Origin of the sequence: Lyngbya sp. PCC 8106 (assembly GCF_000169095.1) — a bacterium.
In the GTDB taxonomy this organism is placed as follows: domain Bacteria; phylum Cyanobacteriota; class Cyanobacteriia; order Cyanobacteriales; family Microcoleaceae; genus Capilliphycus.
Genome location: NZ_AAVU01000012.1, coordinates 139,552 through 165,860 on the forward strand (window position 1 = coordinate 139,552; position 26,309 = coordinate 165,860).

The following is a 26,309-nucleotide window of genomic DNA, read 5'->3' on the forward strand; positions in this document are numbered from 1 at the left end:
AAATCACCTTAGCCCTCTTGATCACTACTCACTGTCTCCCTCTCTCCTGACTTTCATGGTTCATTTTAATGTCAATTTTCAATATTTTAATTCATTTGCTGATATCACCTTGAGTTTAGCCAAAACTTTGTCTCAACTCGGTGTTGATGTTTCGATAGAACCCTCTGAACTCTCTCCTGATGCCTTGAAAGTGATTAGTGATCGAGAGAAAGAAATGTTAGAGTATTGGATGGAACAATCTCCGTCTCAACTGTTTCAATTCAAGTGGTCACATTACTGGCCAACAACCCGAGATATTCAGCTTCAAGGTCATGTGAATTTTGAGTTTTTTGCGATTAACTACGAATTCACTCGCACCGATCAATATCATGATGATTGGATTCAATCAACTCTCGACAATTCCTATCATAAATTAGCGGTGAGTGACTATTGTAAGCAGATTTTATTACAAGCGGGGTGTTCAGAATCAGATGTTTCTGTTTTACCTCTGGGCGCTAACCCTCTTTTATTCAATTGTTTGGAGATGGAAGCGCAAGTTAAGGCTCAAAAAAAACCTCAAGTGAAATGTTTTTTACATCTCACCAACTCTTGGGATTTATATCGATTTGGAACGGATATATTTTTTCCTTTATTTTGTGAAGAATTTCAGGGAAATCCGAATGTTTTATTGATTATTAAGGATGGTGGAAGTAATTATAATAAAGTGACTGAAATGGCAATTAATATTCGTAAAAAGTTGGGAGAGAGAATGCCGAATGTTTATATTCTCAGAAGACTGCTGAATAAAACGGATTTAGCCCAATTATATTTATTCTCAGATGTCGTCGTTGCTCCCTTTCGAGGCGAAGGATTTGCGATTAAGATTCTTGATGCTTTCGCCGCAGGTTTACCTGTAATTATGCCCCTTTATGGAGGGCCAACAGAATATGCAAATTCTAGTAATTGTTATCCGATTGAATATGACTTAGTTCCCCTCGGAAAATGTTATGATACTCAGTATATTCAACCTCAAAATAGTCCCCATTGGGCTGAACCGAATCGAGAATCTTTGCGACAACAACTCCATCGAGTGATGAGTGATGAAAATCAGGCTTTAGTGGGTCAAAGAGCCAAAGAAACTGCACAACAATTTTCTTGGGAGATGACGGCTAAAAAGCTTTTAGCTTTGATCAGAAAATTATCTTAGAAAGATTAAGATTTTATAAGTTAAATGTCCTATCTTACCTTTAGGCTCAACTAGACCTTGACAAAACCCGATAGATTGAGGTTATACTAAACTTGGGGAGAGAATAATACAAATTCCTCCTTCCGATAGAGTCGGAAAGCATATGAAATCGTTTAGAAAAAGGGTAAATCCCTCCTTGGAGGTGGAATCCTTCTTTACTTAGCAACAGTTTTGTTTGGGTTAATAAAATTCAGGTTGGGTTACTTTCCAGGAGCCAGAGGTCGAACTGGCGACCCCCTTGAACCTGAGAACATTTCGAGAACCATTAAAACACCTAGAAACAGGTCAATTTTTTTATGAGTGTCTAACGGGAGAACATTAAACTCTTGGTAATCTGAAAAGATTGCTCAATTTTGGTGTTTTCTTTTTCACAATAATATTGTCGGAATTTAGTACGCTAATCAAATTAGCTAACTTAAGTATTGTTTAAAACTTAAACTAAATTCCCTAAGACTTCTATTCCTAAACTTCCCTAAATCAGGGGAGAATCTAGCGTTTGATCAAGCCATTCATTCAAACGCAAAATTCAAGATTGAATCAATATACTCCAAATCATTTGTCAAACTGGATGAAAAGTTATGATGTTAGCAAGTTTAACGAGACGATCTTACCAAAAAGTCACAGACCGAAGTTCGATTACAACTTTAGTCAATACTTGTGCGGCGTATGATCGTTTAGATGAAGATGTTTCTTTAGCCGAATTTCAACTCATTTTGAATTCACCGGATTTAGAACGCAGTTGTGATACCTACCTGATCGAAAAAGATAACGGTCAACTAATCGGTTTAGCCTTGATTGAACATCAAGAATCAACGACTAAAATTGACGGGAATCTGTGGATATTTGTTCATCCAGATGTTCGACATCAAGGGTTAGAAGCCGAGTTAATTCAATGGAGTGAAAAACATCTGCAACGACTCGGACGACAAAAACATCGACCAGTAAGACTCCTCACCGATAGCCGAGACGATCAAGTAGATCGAGCGGTATTATTTAATCAACAAGGTTTTCAAATTAAACGAGAATTTTTCACCTTAGAACGATCACTTCTTCAACCCTTACCCCTTCCCCAACTTCCCGAAGGATTTCAACTGGCTTTTTTAAAAAATCAAGACCAAATTCCCGCTTGGGTTGAAATGTATAATCAATCCTTTATTGACCACTGGAACCATTACGATATTACCGCAGAAACCGTTAAATATTGGCAGACACTCCCCGATTATCAACCCGAATTAGACCTAATTGCGATCGCACCCGATGGCACCTTTGCGGCGTTGTGTAGCTGTCGTCTGAAGCCTCAAACTCACACTAAAGCTTATACGGGTTGGATCGAGTGGTTAGGAACTCGACGCGGTTTCCGACGCATGGGGTTAGGACGGGCGATGTTATTTGCGGGAATACGTCAATTACAAGCAGCCGGCGCCGATACCGTTAAACTAAGTGTAGACTCTCAAAGCCTCACGGGTGCAAATCACCTTTATGAGTCTGTTGGGTTTCGTCCTGTAGAAACTGTTTTATCTTGGGTTAAACCTGTCGCTGCATAAACAAAGGGGCGGGTTAAATTGCAATCGGTGGATTGATATAATTGCGAGTTTAATGACCAAACCCGCCCGTATTTTTTCTCAAGTTCCTGATTTCCTTCGATCTAGAGATCAAGTTCCTATACTCCTTTGTTCTTAAAGATAATCTCTCAATAAGAATCAAGACTAAATCACAAAATCTCTGAAAAACTATCTAAACAATCTCTTGATCAAGTTATTCTTCTCTTGTTGACTGCGTTCCCAATCTTCCCATTCTTCTTGATTAGAAGTTGTCGGATAATTCGGCTGATAGTTGTCATCAAAACACGCAGCGCCTCCTCCTCCTAAAACACAATCGATTTCGGCTTGAGTTTCAGGAACTAACACCACTGTGTTCTCCGTCGAGGATCTAGGTTCAATCGGTTGAATGACTTTAGGCTTTTCTGGGGGCTGAGACTGGGGATATTCTGGAAGAGTGGGAATTGTTTTAACTTCTTCAACAGGTTGATCTCCTCCCGAGGTAAAAAGTGATAAGAGAAAACCTCCTATCAAGGTAGTGGCTGCAACGACTCCCACAAATTGCAGTCTACTCAGTTGGTTAGCTTTTGTTGATTCTGATTCCATTTCTGTCACTCCTAAAAATTAGGGTTGATCGGTGGTCAAATTGGGGATGAACTCAAGCTTAGATGTATTTATTATACCGAGAGAACATCATCACGTTTCAAGATATATCCGATGAAGTGAAGACATTGATACTTCACGGGGAGAGGGTATGAAGTTTGTTCCTCGACTTGGAGAATTCCTTAGTCTGTTTTACGACACCATCAAGATTGTAAATTATTAGGGGAAGATGTCAATCAATTGGCAAAATAACCGGAAAAAGCAATGTAAGAACCGTTAAATAATCAAGGGATTATTTTTTTTAAAGAGGTCTGAAGATGTACGAATATATCATAAAATTTACCCATCAAGAACTACCCGGTCAACAAATCTACTCAGAGCAGTGGCTTGATGTCGGTTCTTTACTGGAAATCAACCTAGAAAAAGGTAGAGTGATTGCTTCAGTTTCGGTTGTCAGCAAACGGTTTTCTTCTGAGTTTAAAAATTATGATACGATTCTAGAGGTTGATTTACTACAATACATTTGGAATCAAAATAGTAATATTAAACGATTTGACCTTCCAGAAAAATTTCAGCTTCAACAGAAAAAAATGTTCAATTAACTCAAGTCAATTGAACTTAATTTTTATTAAGGATAGGGAATAACTTTAGAGTGATGTAAAGATCTTGTCGAGAACATCTCGACCCAAATTGCTGATTAGTTTGTAGAAGGGGGTGACGTTTCTGTAGTCACTGATGAAGCCGCAGTACCCAGTAAACGAGTTGCAGGTTGATTAAACAAGGCTTGAAAGTTAGATTTTCGCTCTTGAATAGACTCCGGTGCATAATCCCAAAGACTTTCAAAGAAGAAGAAAGACATTCCTAAACCCTGTTGACGCGCCGCTTGTACCTTGGCTTGAATGTGTTGCATCGCAATAGGTCGATTTCGTAAACCTGTTAGAATACCAACGCCAGTCGGAATCTTTTTGTGAACTTCTTTAATTTCCGGTCGAACAATTTCCGAGAGGAAACTATTAATATCAGGACGATAAACCTGCACAATTAACTCATCGATTAAATCTTCTCGTACCCAATTCACCCAATCTTGTAGATAAGTATTGTAGGCTAAATGATACGGATTCGGAGAAACGGAAAAAATTGCATTCGCCTGTTTTTCTTTGACCGCTTTATTGAGTTTTTTTACAAATGCGGTAATTTTATTCGCCCGCCAACGCATCCAAGTAGGATTCTCCGGGTTTGCAGGCGGATTGGCATTCATTTCTTGTCGATAGAGGGAAATTGTATAAGGATCGTAGCCAAATTCATTGGGTAAACTGAGGTGATCATCAAACTGAATTCCATCGACATTGTATTGAGTAATCACTTCTAAAACCAAGTCTGTGATTAATTTTTGAACTTGGGGATGAAAGGGATTGAGCCAAACCACTTCACCCGCAGCACTGATCCAAGTTTGACTTCCATCCCGCTTTTGAGTTAACCAGTTTGGATGATTTAATGCCAATTCTGATGTCGGAGGCGCCATGAACCCAAACTCAAACCAGGGAATTACTAATAAGTTTTGTTGATGAGCAATGGTGGTTAATTCCCCTAAAATATCTTGTCCTTGTAAACCGCGATGAATAAAGGGTTGAATCCCCGCTTCTTGAGCCACAGCACTTGGATACAGCGCATACCCGGAATTCCAGACAACCGGATAAATTGTATTAAAGTTCAACCGCCCCAGTTGACTCATTGCTTCTTGTACTTTTGGACGATCTCGCAAAATATCACTGTCGTTGCTGGTCATCCAAACGCCGCGAATTTCTTGGAAGGGTTGGGGATCGACGACGGCTTGACTCGGATGACTCGCCCAGGAAATGGTGATCCAGCAGGCGAACACAGCCAACAATAGAGATTTGAGCGAACGTATCACCTGTTTGACGCGAACGGATGAACAACTTTTAGAGGTTAAACACAATTTCATGGAGTTCAATAGTGAGTGAGGTTCGCAAGTGCATCAAGGACTGGTCTTGATGATTGATAATTGCCAGCAAGTCTTTTAACTTGCTAAAGAGAATATTAAGGTAGTTTACCTGAGAAGGTGTATTTTAACTCAAAAACTTGCTATAAATTTGTTTAAATTTTAATATTAGATTCACTTAAACCCCCCTTTCGCGACAGAAGAATAGATGGATAGACCCTTGGCGATCGCCTAAATTACAGAATTTGCTCAAATTTAGATTTAATGGAGCTTTGCTCTAAAATTTTTTGACTTTTATCCTATCAATTCCTGTATAATTTGTATGGAAGTTCATTGTCAAATCCTGGACAACTGGACTTTGGCTTGTTTCTCAGAGATCAGAGTTCATCCAAACTCAATCAGGACAGTCAAGATCTAGAGGAAGTTTTTAATCTTTGATTGAATGGATTTAAACTCCATCAGTTCAGGGTTTGGATTGTTATCGATCTCGATGAATTTCTGTATTTTGGCCCAACATTATCCGATTCTTTATTAATACAATGGAACGTTTGCCTTTAGATAAACTGGGAGCGATAGTCAACCCTAAAAATCCTTATATTATTGATTTTGGACTATTTCTTCCTGAGATTTATATCAAAAATGATTATCAAGTTTTTGTTAAAATTATCCATGAACATGACCAGTTTTTACAATATATTCCGCCTCATAAAATTGAATTAAAATCTAGTGATTTTGAGTATAAAAACAATCAAGATGGGTGTAGTTATTGGTCACAAAAAGTAGAGATCAAAGAATATGATCCACAACATCCGAAGTCAAGCTGGGGTAAAAAAGGAAAATATTTATATCGTTATTTTCTGAAATCTTCAACAATCAATGCAGATCAACAACCCTTGGAAATTGATTGGATTATTGACCCATTTGCGCGAGAATTTGGGATTGGTAAATTCTCTGCATTTACGGTTGAAAATGAAGATTATCAATGGAGTAAACACGAACAAAAGCAATGGAAAACACCTGCTTTAAATGATTTAATCATCTATGAGATGATGATTAGTGAGTTTGGTCGAGATCTCAAAGAAACCATTCATCGATTGGATTATCTGGCGGATCTCGGAGTGAATTGTATTAATATCATGCCGATTTCTAATGTTGTCAATACAATTGACTGGGGATATAAACCCATTGGCTACTTTGGAATTGATGAACGGTTTGGAAAAGCTAAACATCTGAAAAAGTTAGTGGATTATGCTCATCAGAAAGGAATTGCAGTCATTTTAGATGTGGTTTATGCCCATACAGAAGAACATTTTGCCTATAGTTATCTCTATCGAAATCTAAAACAGCCCAATCCTTTGATGGGAAAATTTGGCGACATGGATGGCTTTGGCAAAGATGATGAATGTACAAACTTTGACCATCCGTTTATTCAAGACTTCTTTTATACAGTCAACTGTTATTTACTAGAAGAATATCATATTGATGGTTTTCGCTATGACTTTGTTCCGGGGTATTGGGATGGGCCAGTCGGAAAAGGCTATGCAAATTTAACCTACAATACCTATCAAGAAGTGAAAAGCAAAGCCAATATTGTTCAACACAAACAGGAAAATTGGAAAGACTGGCAGCGATTTTTTAACAATAATGATTATGAGACTCTAAATTTGATTCAATGTGCTGAACAACTACAAGATCCCCAAGGTGTTTTACAGGAAACCTATAGTAATTGTACTTGGCAAAATCGAACCTTGTACACGTCCAAACAAGTGAGTTATAACAAATATTATTTCTTAGACAATCTCGCATTAAGTTATAGTTTGTATGGCTATCCCAATCAAGTTAATCAGAACGGGGATACTCAAATCAAAACCGCATTACAATATATTGAAACTCACGATCATCCTCGATTTGTTTGTAATTGGGGCTGTAAACCTTGTCGAAATGAAGAATTTTTACAAGAAGGCGATCGCGAAGAAAACTGGTATAAGGTACAGCCTTATCTGATTGGTGTATTAACGGCTAAAGGAATTCCTTTAATTTGGCAAGGTCAAGAATTTGCAGAAAACTATTATATTCCACCAGAAGGGGCGATTCGAGTCATGCTTTTTCGGCCCGTGCGTTGGGATTATTTCTATGATAAAATTGGTCAGAAAATGATTCGTTTAGTTCGGAAAATGATTCAATTACGCCGTCAACAGCCTCAATTTCGGTCTTTAAATGATGACAGTTATTATTTTCACAATCATTATGAGCGTTATCAGTCTCGTGGTGTGTTAATTGTCTATCGAAAACTTCAGGAAAAAGTCAGTTTAATTGCGCTCAATTTTTCTGATGAAGATCAAAAGATTGAGTTTCGCTTTCCAGATGAATCTGACTTTCAGCTTCCTTCAACTTATAGTGGCAATTTCAAAGAAGAACTTCATGGGGAAGATGTACCAGAGTTGAACTTAAAAAATATTTGTATTGGAGAAGAACATAACTTAACCATTCCGAGTAACTATGGACGGATTTGGACTTTAAGTTAACGTGATCATATTTCTATCAACATCCCAATGGGGTCAAAGCTGAAGTCAATACATTTCAAAATAAGGCTCAATCCATGGAACGAATCTTTTTACCAATTGCAGCAATTTTAGGCGGTTTATCTGTTATGGCGGGTGCTTTTGGCGCTCATGCTTTGAGTGGGAAAATCAGCGAACGGGCGATAGAAATCTTCGAGACAGGCGCTCGCTATCAAATGTATCATGCTCTGGCTTTATTCTTAATCGCAGTGCTACTGAGAACGTCTCAATCTTCTCAAGCGTTAATGAATATTGCTGGAACTGCATTTATTATCGGAGTTGCGATTTTTTCAGGAAGTTTGTATGCTTTAAGCTTAACGGGGATTAAATGGTTAGGTGCAATTACACCGCTTGGGGGTGTCGCATTGATAGCGGGATGGGGATGTTTAGCGATCGCGGCTTTTAAGCTATGAGGAAAACTAGAAATTTATCGATTTGGTGCGTTATGATACGGTAAAGGAGTAGGCTGGAAATATAACCAGACGAATAATTTATTAATTAAGCGCAAATGGGAAGCGAAACAATTGTTCTGTTATCGAGTCGTGAAATTGAAAAAATGCGTCAAGCGGGACGTTTAGCGGCTCAACTTTTGAATCATCTAGAACCGATGGTTAAACCAGGAGTCAGCACCCTAGAAATTAATGATGAAGCTGAACGTTGGACACAAGCTCATGGCGCACGCAGCGCTCCTTTAGGATATCATGGCTTTCCTAAGTCCATTTGTACGAGTATCAATCATGTCATTTGTCACGGTATTCCTAACGCCAAACAGATTCTTCAAGATGGAGATATTATTAATATTGATGTGACTCCGATTGTAGATGGCTATCACGGAGATACTTCTAAAACATTTTTTGTGGGTACGCCTTCCCCTGTAGCAAAAAAGTTAGTAGAAGTCACCTATGAATCAATGATGCGGGGAATTCAAGCGGTTAAACCAGGGGCTAGAATTGGCGATATCGGTGCTGCTATTCAGGAGTATGCAGAATCTCACGGATTTTCTGTTGTTAGAGATTTTGTGGGTCATGGGGTGAATACAACCTTTCATACGGGACCCCAAGTTCCCCATTATGGAAAAGCCGGGAAAGGAAAAAAACTGCGTCAGGGAATGGTTTTTACCATTGAACCGATGATTAATGAAGGGACTTGGGAAGCGAAAGTTCTCGAAGATGGTTGGACGGCGATTACGATAGATGGTCAACTCTCTGCTCAGTTTGAACATACTCTTGCTGTCACTGATTCTGGTGTCGATATCTTGACCCTACCAGATTAGACTGTTTTTTCAGAGTAGGGTGGGCATTGCCCACACTACAATTATTATTGCAATTATGCTTTATATAATCGGTAAGTTGTCTAACATTTTCGCCAGTAAGTTTAAACAACGTTCTCCAAAAACTGCGGAGAATAACCCAACGGTTAAGGGTAAAATGATAGAAAGACTAATTTGAGTTTGACTCCAATTGGCTAAGTTTCCCGAGAGTCCCCCATAGGAAAACGGAAGCAACAGGGGAAACAAACCAATAAATGCTCCGATCAGAAAATGAATGATAATGGTCTTGAATGAACGGGGTTGAGAATTATTTTTAGGTGTCATCAAACTGTTTTTAATAGACTTCAAGATTAATCTACGATTTCTGACTGATGTTTTCCGAAAATCACAGATGAATTAATACCGTTGTTGATATTGAAGTTCTAAAAATGTCACGTTAAAAGTTGTTCCTTCTCCTCGAATAAGTTCAATATGTCCTTCAAGCTGAGTGGTTAAAGTACAAATCAATTCCATTCCCAAAGAATCAACGTTTTGAAAGTCAATATTATCGGAAAAACCAATACCATTATCCTGAACAGTTAGCGTCACTAAACCTTCAGAACTTTGATGGAGTTTCAGCCAAACCTGACCCGTCATTCCATTGGGAAAAGCGTGTTTAAAGACGTTCGAGACTAACTCATTGACAATTAACCCGCAGGGATGAGCCGTTTCAATATTTAAGAAAATGGGATCAACTTCTGTTTTAAACTCTACTCGTTGATCAATATCACCATAAGATTCTAGCAGATGATCGATTAATTGTTCTAGATACTCTCCAAAATTAATTCGGGATAAATTTGTTGATTGATAGAGTTTTTCATGGATTAACGCCATTGAGTAGACTCGGTTTTTGCTATCTTCTAAAGCTTGAATAAATTTAGGCTCCTCAAAATAATCGGATTGAAACTCTAACAAATTGGCGACTACAAGTAAATTATTTTTTACCCGATGATGAATTTCTTTGAGTAAAACTTCTTTTTCTTTGAGAGAGTTTTTTAATTGTAATTCTGCTTGCTTACGATTGCTAATATCTCGATATATCCATAGATGTCCTTGAGATTGTTGATCGATTTTTATCGGAACATAATCTCGTTCAAATGTTCGTTTATCTGAGGCTTGTAATTCTTCATTGGTGACAATTTCTCCTTGATCAATAATCTCTTGATATCGTTGAATAAATTGGGATTGATCGGAAAACAAATGTTGATAGTCCTCAGTCAAGTTAGAAAAATTATGTCTGGTCAAAGTTTGAGGATTAAGGGGAAGTTCTAACACATCACAGAAGGTTTGATTGGCTAAAACAATTTGCTGATGTTCATCTTCTACCAAAACTCCCAACTGTAAATTTTCAATCAGGGTGCTAAGGCGAGAAGTCGTTGCTTGCAGTTTTTCTTCTACTTGTTTTTGTTCAGTAATATCAATTCCGACTAAAGTGGCTGCTCGATCTTGATTGTATTTCTGAGCAACAAGTAAATAAAATCGGGTTTCATTCTTAACTTTGACTTCTAAAACTCGTTGACGATTATAACTATTTCGATCTTTAAAAAATTGAATAAAGAATTGGCTAAACGTGGACGAATAAGAATCTAAAAATCCGATTTTTTGACCAATAAAATCTTCCGGGGATAACTTCATTGCTCTTGCTAGTTGGCGGTTTACGCCCAAATAACGCAGATCGGAACTCACCCAAGAAACAAACCCCGGAACTGCATCGAGAACCGCTTGTAATTGTTCGTTTGTGGCTTTAAGCTGAATTTCTGCTTGTTTGCGATCGCTGATGTCGTAGTTAATCCCCGTCATCCGTAGAGGTTCACCTGCTTGATTGCGTAGAATAATAGCATCGGCTTTGAGGTAGCAACTCGAACCATCAGGACGCAGAACTCGAAATTCAATATCATATTCCTTCTGCCCTCGCAATGCTTGTTGAATCGCAAAATCTGCTCGATCTCGATCGTCAGAATGCACTCTCTTTTTCCAAGCTTCATAAACATTCTCAAACTCTGAGGGTTTCATCCCATAGAGTTCATACATCCGCTTATCCCAAGTTAAAACATTATTGATCAGATCCCATTCCCAAATGCCAATATTTCCAGCTTTAATCGCTACTTGCAAGCGTTCAGAAAGCTTGGTGAGTTGTTCTTCGGCTTGTTTGCGATCGCTAATATCAATCCAATACCCAATTATTTCTAAGGGCTGACCCGCAGCATCTCGGACTAATTTCATTTGATCATAAATCCAACGATATGTCCCGTCACCATGTAGAAAACGGTATTCGTGGCTGTGATATCCTTGCTGAAATAGAGGAGCTAATCCGATGGTTGAAATGGTCGAGATATCATCAGGATGAAGATGCTCAAACCAGAATCTCGGTTGGAGTATTTCTGAAGAATTATAACCCAAAACAGTGAAAGAATTCTCACTCACAAAAGTTGTGTTGTAATCTCCTCTGGCTTCAATACTGTAGAGAATACCCGGACTTGAAGACAGCAAATATTGTAATCGTTCTTGACTTAATAATAAAGCTTGTTGTGCTTGTTGGCGTTCTTGTAACTCAGTTTGCAGTTGTTTGTAGAGTTGAGATTGTTGAATAGCGATTCCCAGTTGACTGGCGAGTTGTTTGAGTAAATCAATGTCTTTTGAGATCCACTTTCTCGGACTCGAACACTGATGAATAATCAACAGTCCCCAGAGTTTATTTTTCTGAATAATCCCCAGCGTAACTTTAGATTTAACTTGAAATTGCTGTACAAATTCCACCAAACAAGGTAAAATATTCTCGGTGTCTACATTAGAAATAATGCCCACTTTACCCTGAAGATAATCTTCATAGATTTCTGCGGGGAATGTTTCTGTGGGGAACGTTTGATCAAGGATAGCAGTCCAATCAGAATTAACCGCTTCGGCGATCACTTTTCCGGTTCCATCTGCATAGAGCTGATAAATCAAGGCTCGATCTGTTTCTAATACTTGCTTAACTTCTGTGACGGTTGTATTGAGAATTTCATTAAGCTCTAAAGATTCTCGAATCCGTTGAGTTACAGCTTTGATGACTCGCTCTCGCTCAAGCTGTTTTCGCAGTTCTTCTTCGGCGAGTTTTGACTCGGTAACATCATTTTGAATCCCTAAATAATGGGTGAGATTTCCCTGTTGATCATAAATGGGTGAGAGGTTTAATTCATTCCAAAATAAACTCCCATCTTTGCGATAGTTGCGAAGAATAACGGTGCAGCTTTCTTGATTTTTGAGTGTCTCCCGCAACCGCTCTAGTTCCGGTTGATTGTTATCCGTTCCTTGTAGAAAACGGGTGTTTTCCCCTATAATTTCCGAAGCCGAATATCCAGTAATTTTTTCAAAAGCGGGATTAACAAAAATAATCGGATGATCTTCTAAACGAGCATCGGCTAAAACAATTCCATTGTTACTGGCGGCGATCGCTCGTTCACTCAAGCGTAATTGTTCTTCTGTTTTTTTGCGTTCGGTAATATCCGATGCAGCACCGAGAGTTTGTTTAGGTTTACCCTCTGGGGTGCGAGCAAATATGGTATCTCGACTGAGTAACCAATGCCAATTTCCGTTAATATCTCTGACTCTATACTCAATTTCGATAATTTCATTATCATTGGCGGTATCAAATTTGAGGTGATGCTCGGGAAATTTGGTTAAATCTTCGGGATGAATAATCATTGCAAACAGTCGATCATCCATGTTTTGTATTTCTTGGCGAGTATAGCCCAAGATAATCTCAATTTCCCGATTAACATAAATATTCCGTTGCTCAATCAGATCGTAAATATAGAGTATATTTGGCGTGGCATCAGCAACACTTTGGATAAAGTGCTGACTTTGTTGCAGTTCGGCTTCAGTTTGTCGGTGTTCTTGAACTTCTTGTAAGAGTTGTTGATTGGTTTTTTGTAATTGTGCGGTGCGTCGTTCTATCCTTTCTTCTAACTGCTGATTGAGGTGTTGGAGGGCGAGTTCAGCTTGTTTGCGTTCACGAAGTGCAGCTTGCTGTTCGCTAATATCGGTAATCGTCCCCACATAACCGACAATTTCTCCTGTGGCGTTGTATTCCGGTACTGCTTCACTATAGACCCACACAATGCTTCCATCGGTATGCTGCATCCGATATTCGCACTGAAACCGTTTCTGGGTGTCAGTTTTCAGACATTCGTTAAAAACGTGATCGAGATCTTCGGGATAAATAGCCTTTATCCATCCCCTCCCCAGGGCTTCTTCAGCAGACAAACCTGCAATCTCACACCACCGTTGGTTCACATAAACAAATTCCCGTTGGGCATTCCCCTGAAAAATTCCCACCGGAGAAATTTCCGAGAGAGTGGCGTAGCGTTTTTGGCTGGTTTGTAGCTGTTGCTCGATCTGTTTGTATCTGGTAATATCACGGGCGACAGCATAAAGTAAACCCTGCTTAAACGGTGTTGCTGTCCAAGATAACCAACGATAGGAACCGTCTCGACATCGGTAACGATTTTCAAAATCCCGACAGGGAATTCCTCGGGTTAAGGGTGCGAACTCGGCTTCGGTTCGGGCTTGATCTTCGGGGTGAACAAAGCTAGATAAGGGTTGAGATAATAGTTCTGCTTTGCTGTAGCCGAGTAGAGACTGAAATTCGGGGTTGATGCGTTTGAAGTAGCCATCTGATCCGGCAATACAGAATAAACCGACAGACTGATTAAAAAACTGATCGAGTTCAGCACTGATTTGTTGCTGTTTGAGAAACTCTTGTTTTTCGAGTTCGAGTTGACTGACTTTTTCTTCTAAGATTTCGACAATACTATACAACTCTACCGGATTGAGAGCGTGTAGTAGATTGCTTTGAGTGACCAAACCCAGGAGTTCGCCCTGTTCTCCGGTTACGACTAACTGACGAATGTTCTGTTGTTGTATCTGGTGGTTCGCACTCCACAAACTATCACTGGTTTTCACACTAAAAAGCGGCGTACTCATCACCTCTTTTGCTCGGAGGCGATCGCAATTTAAGCCTAAAATCTGAAACTGAACAATATCTCGCTCGGTGATCATCCCAACTGGAATTTTTATGACTTTGTGATCCTCAGCACAAGTTTGAGTCTCAGTGATCACAATACAACTCACTTGATGTTGAACCATCAACTGTACAATCTCTAATACTGAAGCCGTTGGAGGGGCATCAATGACTTGAGAAGTGATCACCTCACCCACAAAACGCAATTTCAAGAAATTGGCAGGTTGAAGGGCTTGGTTAAGGCTTGCTGGAGTGATCACTCCTAACAATTGATCTTGATCATTGACAACGGGAAGATGACGAATTTGATGGATTCTAAATTGTGACAAAACTGTGAAAATTCCCTCGTATTCAGCCTCATGTAAGACCTGAACCTGTGGACTGATCACGTCACCCACAGAAGCTTGAGAAAGGGTTCGTCTAAAAGCGGTTAGCCGTACAATGTCTCGCTCTGTTAAAATACCCACTAACCGATTATTTTCCATAACCAAAGCATAGCTAAGGCTTCCTTCCCTCTGGACAGAAATGTTCTGAGAACTCGAGGGTTGAGTTGAGTCAGGATCTTGACTATAATTCATACTTGCCAAAGCCTCTAAAACCGGAGTCTCTGGCGCAACCATGAGGGGATGACGTTCTAGAATTTCTGCCAAATTATCCCAGTTTCGGGAACAGAGCGGCACAGGATCGGGCTGTATGACCATTGCTATTCGTATAGTATCGGTGAGTTAAAATTGAGGGTTATTATTTGATCTAGTTTTATCTTAACTTGAGTCAACAGATTCAGGCTACCGATCAACTCGGGGAGGTTACAAATTTTAAATTTAATGAGTGAAATCTGAGCTAGAATAGAAATAAAGTTTGAGAGGACTCAGTAGAGATCTATTCAGGCAAAAAATTGATCAACTTTTATCTTCTCTAGAGAACCTATTTTAAATCTTTATCCTGATCGTTAAATTGAAGAAAAACTTAGACTTTCAGCGAGATCAATCTATCAAGTTAAATTTTAGTTGATCTGATTAAATTTCCCAAATAGTCATTTTTTGAAAAACTCAAATCCAAATTGAAAAAACAATAATTACTTAATAATGCTAGATAAATCAGATAACAATCAAGAGAATAATCATCCCATATCGATTGAGAATTTACAAGAAAAAATCAATCAACTTGAGGCCAAAAATAAACAGATGATCCAACAACATGATCAGCAAATGAAACAACTTGAAAAAGAGTTAAATAATCTAAAATCGCGCTTTATTACAACAGTTTCTCACGAGTTTAGAACTCCACTGACAACGATTTCATTTTCCGCCGGACTTCTCGAAAATTACAGTAACAAAATTTCTGAGGAGAAAAAGCAAACCCATTTTCAGCGAATTAAACAAGGAATTGAGCAAATGACCAGTTTGTTAGAAGATACTTTAATTATTGGCAAACTGGATGCACGCAATCTAGAGATTTATTTAACTTCTGTAAATCTCGAAAAACTTTGTCGTATCTTAGTCGAAGAAATGCAGAAAAGAACCAATAAGCATGAAATTATTTTTAGTTGTCAGGGTTCAAGTTCTGAAGGAAAATTCGATGAAATGTTACTTAAAAAAACAACCATTAACTTACTGTCTAATGCTATTAAATATTCTCCAGGGGGAGGTGAGATCAAATTTGATCTAATCTGTGAAAATCAGCAAGCAATCTTCAAAATTCAAGATCAAGGTATTGGAATTCCGAAAAGCGATCAAGATCGCTTATTTACTAACTATTATCGAGGAAAAAATATTGGCAACATCTCAGGAACGGGTTTAGGATTATCTTTAGTTAAACACATAGTAGACTTACATCACGGTAAAATCACTATTGAGAGTGAAGAAAATCAAGGAACTAAAGTTATAGTTATTCTTCCCTTAAATGCTGATGAACGGAGTCAGGAATAAGAAAGAAGATTGATCAAATAGTTCTATATTGTTCAGTTTCAAATCCTCTGCTGTTTATCTCAAAAAAAATGACAAAAATTTTAATCATAGAAGACGAAGAAATGATTAGATCCAATATTAAAGAGTTACTCGAGGTTGAAGAATTTGAGGTGTGGGAAGCTGAGAATGGAGAAATCGGAGTTCATCTCGCTCAAACTTACAAACCGGATTTAATTTTATGTGATATAATGATGCCTATCCTAGATGGATATGATGTTTTAGAACAATTGCGTTGTCATCCATCAACAGCAACAATTCCCTTTATATTTATGACGGCTTTATCAGATCGAACCAATACCCGCAAAGGGATGGAACTTGGTGCTGATGATTATATTAGCAAGCCCTGTACATCTACCGAACTTTTAAAAGCCATTACGGTCCGGCTCGAAAAACACTCTAGGGTTCAACAATATTATCAAAATCAAGTCCATAAAGTTCAAGAGGAATTTAAGAAACTTATCTACATCGATCCAATCACAAATTTACCCAATCGTTTAGCACTGAGAGAACAATTTGAGGAAATTAAAGCAAAAATTACTTTAGAAAAAACCCAATTTATTCCAGTCATTGCAGTCAATATAGAGCGATTCAGACGAATTAATGAAGCCTGGGGATATGATTCCACAAATTGTCTTCTCAAGGCGGTGGGAGAACGACTGAAAAATCAGTTCTGTTCAAAGGCAAAAATTGCTCACTTAGATGAAGAAAAATTTATTCTTATTTTAGACATTCAGGAGGATGAAAATGCTGTTTTTAAAATGGCTAAAAATATCTTAAAAAACTTATCTTTACCCTTTTATATCGATGACCAAGAAATTTTGATCACCTTTAGTCTGGGTATTGCTTTTTATTCTCAGGATGGGGATGAAATTGATGATCTCCTCCATTGTAGTCAAGTTGCAGTCGATTATGCCCATAAACAGGGCGGAAATCGCTATGAGTGCTATCAAAAAACATGGAAAACCAAAGATCATGATCAAATTGCTTTAGAAAATGACCTAAGACAAGCATTAGAACACAATCAATTTCAGCTTTATTATCAGCCCAAAGTCGATCTCAAAACAGGTCAAATTATCGGTGCTGAAGCTTTAATTCGGTGGATAGAAAGCAAACGAGGCTTTGTTTCTCCTGCGGTTTTTATTCCCTTAGCTGAAGAGATTGGCTTAATTGAACCTATCGGAGAATGGGTGTTGAGAACGGCTTGTAGACAAACGAAAACATGGCATAAACTTGGCTTGGAAACGCTCAAAATGGCTGTAAATTTATCCGGGTGTCAGTTCAATCTTCCCGATATTTGCCCAATGGTTTTAGAAACTTTATTAGCCGAAGATTTACCTTCTTCTTGTTTAGAGTTAGAATTAACTGAAAGTTTTTTAGTCGAACATGAAGACGCTTCAATTCAAAAACTCAATCGTCTCAAAGCGTTAGGGTTAAAAATTGCTATTGATGACTTCGGGACTGGGTATTCGTCTCTCAGCTATTTACAACAATTTCCCTTTGATGTATTGAAGTTAGATCGGTGCTTTGTTCAAAATATTGATCAGAATCCGAAAAATAAAATTATCGTTGAAGCGGTGATCAAAATGGCTCATCAACTTAACTTAGAAGTCGTTGCAGAAGGAGTAGAAACAACAGCCGAACTTCATGTATTACGACAATATCAGTGTGATATTATTCAAGGTTATTTATTTAGTCGTCCTATACCTGCTCAGGAGTTTCAAGCTTTAGTTGAAAGCAATAAAAGCTTAACCCTTTAATCAAAATGGTGCTTAAAGTTTTAAGGAACCCAAAAAAATGACTAAAGTTTTAATTATAGAAGACGAAGATTCAATCCGAGAAAATATTGCCGAACTTCTAGAAATTGAAGATTTTGAAGTGGAGACGGCAGCTAATGGAATACAGGGATTAGAAACAGCAAAAAAAACAATTCCTGATTTGATTTTATGTGATGTGATGATGCCAAAAATGGATGGATATCAAGTTTTAACTGAGTTACGAAAACACTCGGAAACGGCTAATACTCCGTTTATTTTTCTTACGGCTAAAGCTGAACGAATGGATTTACGACAGGGGATGAATTTGGGTGCAGATGATTATCTCACGAAACCTTGTAGCAGTCAGGAATTGTTAGAAGCAATTGTTGCCCGACTGCAACGAAATGCTCAACAACAAGAACAGCTTAAACAGTTAGAACGTTACGATCAACTCACGGGTTTACCCAACTTACAGGCTTTAAGCGAAACTAATGGTTATTTACAACAAGCGATCGCCAAACGAGACAAACAGAAAAATCTAGTTCCATTTTTATTACTCGGATTAGATCGATTTCAGCGCGTCAATGAAGCGATTGGTTATCCCAATGGAGACTTAATCCTTAAACAGTTAGCCCAACGATTCAATCAGTTTATTCAACCCATCGAAGGCACTATAATTGCTCGTTTAAATGGGGATGAATTTGGGATAATTTTACCCCCAGTTGCTCAGACTTCAGAAGTCGAAGATCTGACTCAATCCTTACTCAATTTAGTCAGTGAACCCTTTAATATTAATGGACAACGGATTCCTGTTACCACAACAATTGGGGTGGCTTTTTATCCTTATGCTTCCACCTTAGAAGAATTACGGCGACAGGCGGGTATTGCGATGGGAGAAGCAAAGAAACTGGGTGGAAACCGCTCTCAAATTTATATTCGTCCCCTGTTTGGTTCTGATCAATCTCAACAATTTCAATTAATAGCAGATTTTCGTGAAGCTTGGGAACATCAGCAATTAAAAGTTTATTATCAACCAAGAATTGATCTTCGTAGACGAAAAATAGTTGGGGTGGGAACTGCTATTTATTGGCATCATCCCCAATTGGGAGTGATTTCTCAAGCTCAAATTTCAGATTTAATGACTGAATCCGGTTTAACACTAACCCTGAGTGAATGGATGCTTAAAACCGCAGTCAAACAAGCTCAAGTTTGGCAAAATTCTCGACTCTCTTTACAGGTTGCAGTACCGTTTTCAGAATTATTATTCACCGATAAAAATATTATTCAAAAACTCATTAATCTTTGTCAAGAATTTGGGGATAATCCATCTAGTTTAGAATTAGAGATTGATGCTGATCTGATTGCCCAGGCTAAAAATTTGAATGCACTCGCAGCTCAATTGCTCAATATCAAACAATTGAATATCAAAATAATTATCAGTCAGTTTAATTTAGAACACACGACGATTAGTTATTTAGGAGAACTCCCTATCGATAGCATCAAGCTTGATTCTAGGTTGCTACAAACCCTCTCACCCAAATCAACTATAATTGATATGATTACTTCGATAACAAAACGCTTAAAATTGAAATTTATCGCAGATGGAGTCGAAACTGATGAACAACTGATCTTGTTGAAAAAGCAAAAATGTGATCAGGCACAACAAGTTTTATTAGTATCAGCTTCAGAGATTAAGCAGTTGGTGAAAAAAACTCAATCTTATAATTTATTTTAATCATGTTTAAAGCTAAGATCTTATACAATATATACATCTATTAAACATTTTGTTAAGCAGAGCGCAATGATCAACTATGAACGAAGTTAAAGTTTTAATTGTTGAAGATGAACTATTAATTGCTAAAGGATTAGCTCGAAAATTGCAAAAGCTAGGATATAGCGTGGTTGGTATTGTGTCTGACGGTAACAAAGCCCTAGAGAAAGTTGGAGAAACTCAACCCGATTTAGTCTTAATGGATATTGTCATCAAAGGCGAAATGGATGGAATTGAGACCGCAGAAAAAATTAATGAATCCTTCAATATTCCGGTGATCTATGTCACTGCTTATGCGGATGATAGTACACTAGAAAGAGCAGAGCTAACGGGTTCCTATGGCTACATATTAAAACCCTACAAAGATCGAGAACTTCATGCGACTATTAAGCTAGCATTGCGAAAACATCAAGCCCAACTAGAGATGCAAAAAAATCTAGAAAATGTGCAGTTAAGCAAAGAAGAAAAATCCCGACTCTTATCCATAGCTTCTCACGACTTACGAACCCCTTTGTCAGCAATTCAAATGTCGTCTGACCTCTTAGAAAATTATGATCAAAAACTGACAAGCGAGAAAAAAATAAAACACTTTCAACGCATTAAATCCGCGATCAAAAATATGAATCAGTTACTCGAAGATGTGCTGATGTTGAGTCTCACAGAGTCAGGTAAAATGGTTTTCAAGCCTACACCTTTAATTTTAAAACAATATTGCTCGAATTTAATCGACAGTTTTCAAGTGTTATTCACAGACAAACATACTTTGGAGTTTAATTGTAACTGCAATTATGAGAGAAAATTAATGTTAGATGAAAAGCTTCTCAATCATATCTTGGGGAACTTACTTTCTAATGCGATTAAATATTCTCCCGAGGGTGGCACTATTCACTTTGATCTGATTCAAGAGTCCCAAAAAGTCGTCTTTCGAGTTCGAGACGAAGGGATTGGACTTCCCCCCGAATACAAAGCAAAACTCTTTCAAAGCTTTGAACGGGCGGCTAATGTGGGTGAGATCAAAGGAACGGGACTGGGTTTGTCTATTGTCAAACAAGCGGTAGACTTGCATGGAGGTGAAATTAGCGTTGAAAGTGAAGTGGGAAAGGGGACAACCTTTACTGTCACTATTCCGGTGCTTGAATCTTCCGAAGATTTGAGTTAAAGTGCTGATATAATAGAACTCGTAGAAACTTATTCATTCGTTATCTACAAGTTTTAATTTTACCCTTGATATTTCTTCTTAAAAAGACTTAAAAGTTATGAGTAAAATTTTAGTGATTGAAGATGAGTTTGCTATTCGAGATAACATTATTGAACTGTTAGAAATTGAAGATTTTGAAGTCTTGGGTGCTGAGAATGGCCGGATTGGATTTCAAAAAGCCAGCGAATATTTACCGGATTTAATCTTATGTGATGTGATGATGCCTGATCTCGATGGATATGGGGTTTTGAGTGCCTTACGTTCCAACCCAACCACTGCAACCATTCCTTTTATTTTCCTCACGGCTAAAGCAGAACATACCGATATACGCCAAGGAATGGGGTTAGGAGCAGATGACTATTTAACCAAACCTTGCACCGCAGAAGAATTATTAGAGGCAATCAAAACTCGCCTAAAAAAGCAGGAGATCTTTGATAAGCAATCTCAACTCAAACTCGATGAATTGCGGCGCAGTATTACCCATTCTTTACCCCACGAACTGCGAACACCTCTGAATGGAATTCTCGGAAATACCGAATTATTATTGTTAGAATTAGACGATCTCGATGTTGACGAAATGCGAAAAATGTTGGAAGATATTCGCACTTCTGGCCAACGCCTCAATCGTCTGATTATTAACTTTTTACTCTATGCTGACTTAGAACTAATTTCCACGAATAACCAAAGAATTCTAGCTTTGCAAAAGAGTTCGGTGAGTTCTGTTGATACGCTCATTTCTAATGCAGCTAAAGAACAAGCCAGACTATTTAATCGAGAAACCGATTTACAACTCAAACTGCAAGATTCCCCGGTGCAAATGGCCGCCACTCGACTGGCTAAATTAGTTGAAGAATTGGTAAATAATGCTTTTAAATTCTCTGAACCCGGTACACCTGTTTCTGTTAAAACTGAAGTCAAAGATAACAAATTTGTTCTTTTGATCAGCGACAAAGGACGAGGAATGACACCGGAACAGATTGAAAAAATCGGCACTCATTTACAATTTGAACGCAAACTTTATGAACAACAAGGATCTGGAATGGGTTTGAGTATTGTCAAGCGTTTAGTCGAGTTACACGAGGGAAAACTAATCATTGAAAGCATACCCAATCAACAAACAACGGTGCGAGTTGAACTGCTGATAGCTGCAAACTTTTGAAGCTGTTAAGTGGGAATGGTTCGAGATTAATTCATTCACCTAATTTTATCTTTGAGTTTTAGCAATAAAACAATTTCTTTATATTATTTTTTGAATTGATTTCAATTAAAGTTGATTGTGAACTTTCTGTGAACTTATCTTCAAAAACTAGATTTTTGAGGATAATTTGCTCAATAATGTGCTAAATTTTGTAAATCTGCGATCGCCTTTGAGAAAAAAACTCTAAACGTTGGTGATCCTTTGCTTGACCATATTTAATCAGGAGATTACAATGACCGATAAAAAAATCACTAAAAAAGCGATTAGTTTTGCACTGTTATTGGGTTTGATGAGTCCATTAGCGGGCTGTGAAGTGGGTGGCGAAGGTGGCGAAGGTGGCGAAGACGGAGAAACCACCGAAGAAGTCACCCCAATTCCTGATGAAGAAGGCGGTGAAGGTGGTGAAGGCGGAGAAGAAGGTGAAGAAGGTGAAGAAGACGATGAAGACGATGAAGACGATGAAGGTGGTGAAGGAGGAGAAGGTTAAAGACTCTCTCAACTGAAAGAAGTCTGTTTATAGAGATCAAATCATGGCTATCAATACAGCACAGTTGCGGAAATTCCATCGGTTTCTCGCACCCATTATGATCTTACCGATTTTGCTGACTGTGATTACAGGAGTTGGTTTTCAAATTGCTGAATTAGGAGGTTTTGAAGATCAATTTCGCTGGATGATTCGTTGGCATAAAGGTGATTTTGGCTACATTGATTTTCAAAAAAGCTATCCCTTTCTTAATGCTGCGGGCTTGTTTTTTTTAACCATTACGGGAATATCCATGTGGTGGAAAATGCGACGGCGAAAAACAGTTAAAGCTAACTCAGATTAATCTAAAAAATTACTTAGATTCAATCTGTAATTATTCTGTCGGATGGGTTGGCCTAGCGTCACCCATCACCAGTTAAGCCCTAACTTTTTTGAATGAATTAATATCGTTGACGATATTGCAATTCTTTAAAAGTCAGAGAAAATGTTGTACCCTGATCTCGAATTAATTCAATCTCACCTTCAAGTTGATTAATTAATGTACAAACCAACTCCATCCCTAAAGAATCAATCTGACGAAAATCAATGTTTTGAGGAAAACCAATGCCATTATCACGCACGGTTAAAGTCACAATACCATCCGAGTTTTGATGAAATTTTACCCAAATCTTACCGGAACGATGATCAGGAAAAGCGTGTTGAAAAGCATTAGAAACCAACTCATTCACAATTAAACCACAGGGATGAGCCGTTTCCAAGTTTAAAGCTATCCCTTCTACATCAAGTTCTAACTCAATTAATTGTGAATTAAAATCATAGGATTCCCTCAGTTGACTGACGAGATCCTGAATATAATCTCCAAAATCAATTTTATCTAATCCTGTTGATTCATAAAGCTTTTCGTGAATCAACGCCATTGACTCTATCCGTCTTTGACTTTCTTGGAGAATTTTAATCACTTCGGGATTTTCCGTATAATCCGTTTGAAACTCCAGAATATTAGAAACAACTAACAAATTATTTTTAACGCGATGGTGAATTTCTTTGAGTAAAACTTCTTTTTGTTGGAGAGAAGTCTTAAGCTGACTCTCGGTTTCGTTCCGTTCAATAACTGTTGCTAAAATATGGGCAACACTTTGGATAAAATAAACATCATCTCGGTTAAAAACCCGTTGTTGACGGGTATAAGCACTCAAAATACCAAAACAAGTTGTCCGACTCTCAATCGCAATACTCAACCCATAAAGATTAGAATTACTATCCACCTGAGAAAAAGAAATCGCCTGTTCAACTAAATCAATCTTGAGATCTTCTGATCGAGTTTGGTTTAGGGCTTCTGAGGGGTTGAGTTGAGAATTATTGGGCTGTATTTCCGTCAATAATCTCAGTAAACTTGGATCTTGAATGGGAACATTTAGTACCTGAACCGACTCAACACCAAGACAACGAGAAACTTGAACCCCCACCTGTTGAATAAGCTGATTGTAATCTATTCCTGAAAGTGCTTTTTGTCCGAGATTGGCAATAATCGCCTGTTGATTAGCTTTGGCGGCAATTTGATCTTGAACTTGCTGACGTTGGTTAATCTCGTGGCGTAGTTTTTCGTTGGTTTGTTGTAGTTGTGCGGTACGCTGTTCAACTATTGTCTCTAACTGTTGATTAAGCTGTTGCAGTTCTGTCTCGATTTGCTTACGTTCGCTAATATTTGTCAATGTTCCCACAAAACCCTTAACGATACCCCAATCATCAAAATCAGGAATAATCTGTGCAAATACCCAAGTGATAATCTGATCAGAACGATTAATTTTATATTCCAACTCGAGGGGTTGATCGTGGTTACGAGTCATAAACCAAGCTTTCTCAACGTATGGGCGATCACTGGGATGAACCATCAACATCCAATGCTGTCCCATAAACTCCCGAAAAGGTTGTCCGACAATTTCGCTTGTGCGTTCGTTCACATAGAGATAATAACCTGCAATATCAGTGTGAAAAATCCCTACAGGGGAGATATCCGCCAACGTCGCCAACTGTCCCTCACGTTCTTGTAACGCCTTCTCAACTCGTCTGCGTTCAGTCACATCTTCGGCTAAACCGACAATCCGATAGACTATTTCTGAGTCATTCTCGACGGGAAAAGTGCGGGTTAAAATCCAGCGAATCTCTCCATCTGGGCGAATAATCCGAAATTCTTGATCAAAGTTTCCTCGAGAAAATTCTGCTAACAGCGTGTCTTCAATCTGTTTTTGATCCTCGGGATGAATCATCTCAATCCACAAACGGGGGTTTTCATACAAACTCACCGGAGATATTCCCCAAATATGTTCAAAGGCGGGACTCACATAAAGCAGATTAAACGCATCTAGTGACCAAATAAAGAAGACTTCTCGAATACTTTCAGCTAACTGACGAAACTTTTGTTCACTGTCGCGGAGTTGTTGTTCTGCGAGTTCTCGTTCGTGCAATACTTGTCTGAGATTAGTATTAACTTTCTGAAGTTCGTTAGTGCGTTCAGTTACACGAGATTCAAGAACGTTTGTTAGTTGTTGTAGGGCTTGTTCTGCTTGTTTGCGTTTGGTAATATCTTGAGCCACCCAAATTACACTATTATCCACCAGGGGGGAAATCTTTGCACTAAACCAAAACATCCCTTCTTTGGTGTTTAAGCTATACTCAAAACTCACCACTTCTTGAGACTTTAGCGCTTGTCGTATTGGATGAATTAAATGTTCACTTAGAGAGTGTTGAGACAATTGTTGGATTGTTTCTGCAATAATCTCCGAATGCGTGGGATAAAAGGGGTTGGGGGGTGTCTCTTGAATTTCTACTGTATTTTCTCGCAGATAAATGATTAACATAACATCGCTTAAAGCCGCGAGAAAAGCTCGGATTTCTTGTTGGGAAGATCGCAGTTTATGATCAATACGTTGGATCAGTTGACGTTGATTAATCGCTTGTTGGATGCGTTGATTGGCGGTGTTGAGTTGGGTTTTGTATTCAGCCAGTTCACGTTTTAGCTGATTTTCAGGAGGGTTTTCTACACTGGGTTTCTGTTCTTCAACCGATAACACTTCTGTTTCTGTTGGGTGGGGAGAATGAATCGGTTGGAGATGGTGTAAAATACTATGGGCTGTAATAATACCTTGAATTTTGCCTTGAGCGTTTAAAACTGGGAGTTGATCGAGTTGATAGTGTTGCAGAAGGGATAATATAGTCTGAAGATTGTTACTGAGATCATCATCTAAATTTAAACTGATATTGGGGGTGGTCATCACCTCCGCCACACTCAAACTTGCTAAATTTTTTCCCGAGGCGATCGCTTGGATTATGTGATGTTCTCCCAAAATTCCCATCCACTGATCCGCTTCAATCACCAGTATACACCGATGCCGCAACCCGCTATCACCCTGCTGATTCTCCCCCGGTTTATCTGATGATCTTGTTGTGGAGTTTGTCATCTGACTCATCAAGTTCACGGCTTCAAGAACCGTCTGACTTGGAGTAAGGCTTAATGATACCGGAACAATGATCTGATCAAGACTGGGTACATGAAAATAAAAGGGATTAAATGACATCGGTTTTGGGAAACGACCTCAGCAGAATTGTGAAAATTTGGGGAACTTTATTCTGTGAATTTTTTACCCCTTTACTATCTCGATTATACCAAAATATTGCCCAAAGCAAAAGCAGGTCTGAATACAGCTTTACCCTCTGTACCAAACCCGCTTATGAAAAGATT

The 26,309-nt window shown here is 38.4% G+C and carries 18 protein-coding genes; 13 read left to right on the plus strand and 5 right to left on the minus strand.

Going from position 1 to position 26,309, the window contains the following annotated elements:
* Nucleotides 1-55: 55 nt before the first annotated feature.
* On the plus strand, nucleotides 56-1,186 hold the full coding sequence (locus L8106_RS10490) for a glycosyltransferase family 4 protein (RefSeq protein WP_009784259.1): 1,131 nt from the start codon (nucleotides 56-58) through the stop codon (nucleotides 1,184-1,186).
* A gap of 617 nt (nucleotides 1,187-1,803) precedes the next feature.
* Entirely contained in the window at nucleotides 1,804-2,769 is a 966-nt protein-coding gene (locus L8106_RS10495; RefSeq protein WP_232228458.1) for a GNAT family N-acetyltransferase, read from the plus strand.
* Between the two features lie 186 nt (nucleotides 2,770-2,955).
* Here the strand turns inward: L8106_RS10495 and L8106_RS10500 are convergent, their stop codons facing one another.
* Entirely contained in the window at nucleotides 2,956-3,369 is a 414-nt protein-coding gene (locus L8106_RS10500; RefSeq protein WP_009784261.1) for a hypothetical protein, read from the minus strand.
* Nucleotides 3,370-3,683: 314 nt separating this feature from the next.
* Between L8106_RS10500 and L8106_RS10505 the strand changes: the two genes are divergently transcribed.
* Nucleotides 3,684-3,968, plus strand: a complete 285-nt coding sequence (locus L8106_RS10505) for a hypothetical protein (protein ID WP_009784262.1) — start codon at nucleotides 3,684-3,686, stop codon at nucleotides 3,966-3,968.
* A 95-nt stretch (nucleotides 3,969-4,063) separates the two neighbouring features.
* Here L8106_RS10505 and L8106_RS10510 read toward each other — a convergent pair whose 3' ends face one another.
* Entirely contained in the window at nucleotides 4,064-5,329 is a 1,266-nt protein-coding gene (locus L8106_RS10510; RefSeq protein ID WP_009784263.1) for a family 10 glycosylhydrolase, read from the minus strand.
* Nucleotides 5,330-5,865: 536 nt separating this feature from the next.
* Here L8106_RS10510 and L8106_RS10515 point away from each other — a divergent pair.
* The 3 genes from L8106_RS10515 to map all read left to right on the plus strand — a co-directional run bounded on the left by L8106_RS10515 (nucleotide 5,866) and on the right by map (nucleotide 9,160).
* Nucleotides 5,866-7,851: an alpha-amylase family glycosyl hydrolase gene (locus tag L8106_RS10515; RefSeq protein WP_009784264.1), complete on the plus strand. Its 1,986-nt coding sequence runs from the start codon at nucleotides 5,866-5,868 to the stop codon at nucleotides 7,849-7,851.
* A gap of 74 nt (nucleotides 7,852-7,925) precedes the next feature.
* Entirely contained in the window at nucleotides 7,926-8,300 is a 375-nt protein-coding gene (locus L8106_RS10520) for a DUF423 domain-containing protein (protein WP_009784265.1), read from the plus strand.
* Nucleotides 8,301-8,395: 95 nt separating this feature from the next.
* Nucleotides 8,396-9,160 carry a type I methionyl aminopeptidase gene (map, locus tag L8106_RS10525; protein ID WP_009784266.1) on the plus strand — a complete coding sequence of 255 codons (765 nt, stop codon included), beginning with the start codon at nucleotides 8,396-8,398 and terminating at the stop codon, nucleotides 9,158-9,160.
* Between the two features lie 60 nt (nucleotides 9,161-9,220).
* On the opposite strand, the gene L8106_RS10530 is transcribed toward map, so the two are convergent.
* Complete coding sequence (locus L8106_RS10530; protein ID WP_009784267.1) at nucleotides 9,221-9,481, minus strand: hypothetical protein; 261 nt, start codon at nucleotides 9,479-9,481, stop codon at nucleotides 9,221-9,223.
* 72 nt (nucleotides 9,482-9,553) lie between these two features.
* Complete coding sequence (locus L8106_RS10535) at nucleotides 9,554-14,899, minus strand: PAS domain S-box protein (protein WP_009784268.1); 5,346 nt, start codon at nucleotides 14,897-14,899, stop codon at nucleotides 9,554-9,556.
* A 384-nt stretch (nucleotides 14,900-15,283) separates the two neighbouring features.
* On the opposite strand from L8106_RS10535, the gene L8106_RS10540 reads away from it, so the two are divergent.
* From L8106_RS10540 to L8106_RS10570, 7 genes are all read left to right on the plus strand, one after another.
* A complete protein-coding gene (locus tag L8106_RS10540) occupies nucleotides 15,284-16,126 on the plus strand; it encodes a sensor histidine kinase KdpD (RefSeq protein WP_009784269.1) in 843 nt (280 codons plus the stop codon).
* 68 nt (nucleotides 16,127-16,194) lie between these two features.
* Complete coding sequence (locus L8106_RS10545) at nucleotides 16,195-17,922, plus strand: EAL domain-containing response regulator (protein WP_009784270.1); 1,728 nt, start codon at nucleotides 16,195-16,197, stop codon at nucleotides 17,920-17,922.
* Nucleotides 17,923-17,959: 37 nt separating this feature from the next.
* The gene (locus tag L8106_RS10550) at nucleotides 17,960-19,654 is read left to right on the plus strand and encodes a GGDEF domain-containing response regulator (RefSeq protein ID WP_009784271.1); all 1,695 of its coding nucleotides are present in this window, start codon (nucleotides 17,960-17,962) and stop codon (nucleotides 19,652-19,654) included.
* A gap of 76 nt (nucleotides 19,655-19,730) precedes the next feature.
* Entirely contained in the window at nucleotides 19,731-20,849 is a 1,119-nt protein-coding gene (locus L8106_RS10555) for an ATP-binding protein (protein ID WP_009784272.1), read from the plus strand.
* 97 nt (nucleotides 20,850-20,946) lie between these two features.
* Nucleotides 20,947-22,047 (plus strand): response regulator, encoded by a 1,101-nt coding sequence (locus L8106_RS10560; RefSeq protein WP_009784273.1) that lies wholly within the window; start codon nucleotides 20,947-20,949, stop codon nucleotides 22,045-22,047.
* A 271-nt stretch (nucleotides 22,048-22,318) separates the two neighbouring features.
* Nucleotides 22,319-22,573, plus strand: coding sequence for a hypothetical protein (locus L8106_RS10565; protein ID WP_009784274.1), 255 nt, complete (start codon nucleotides 22,319-22,321; stop codon nucleotides 22,571-22,573).
* A gap of 43 nt (nucleotides 22,574-22,616) precedes the next feature.
* The gene (locus L8106_RS10570; RefSeq protein WP_009784275.1) at nucleotides 22,617-22,913 is read left to right on the plus strand and encodes a hypothetical protein; all 297 of its coding nucleotides are present in this window, start codon (nucleotides 22,617-22,619) and stop codon (nucleotides 22,911-22,913) included.
* A 97-nt stretch (nucleotides 22,914-23,010) separates the two neighbouring features.
* Here L8106_RS10570 and L8106_RS10575 read toward each other — a convergent pair whose 3' ends face one another.
* The gene (locus L8106_RS10575; RefSeq protein WP_009784276.1) at nucleotides 23,011-26,145 is read right to left on the minus strand and encodes a PAS domain-containing protein; all 3,135 of its coding nucleotides are present in this window, start codon (nucleotides 26,143-26,145) and stop codon (nucleotides 23,011-23,013) included.
* Between the last annotated feature and the right edge of the window lie 164 nt (nucleotides 26,146-26,309).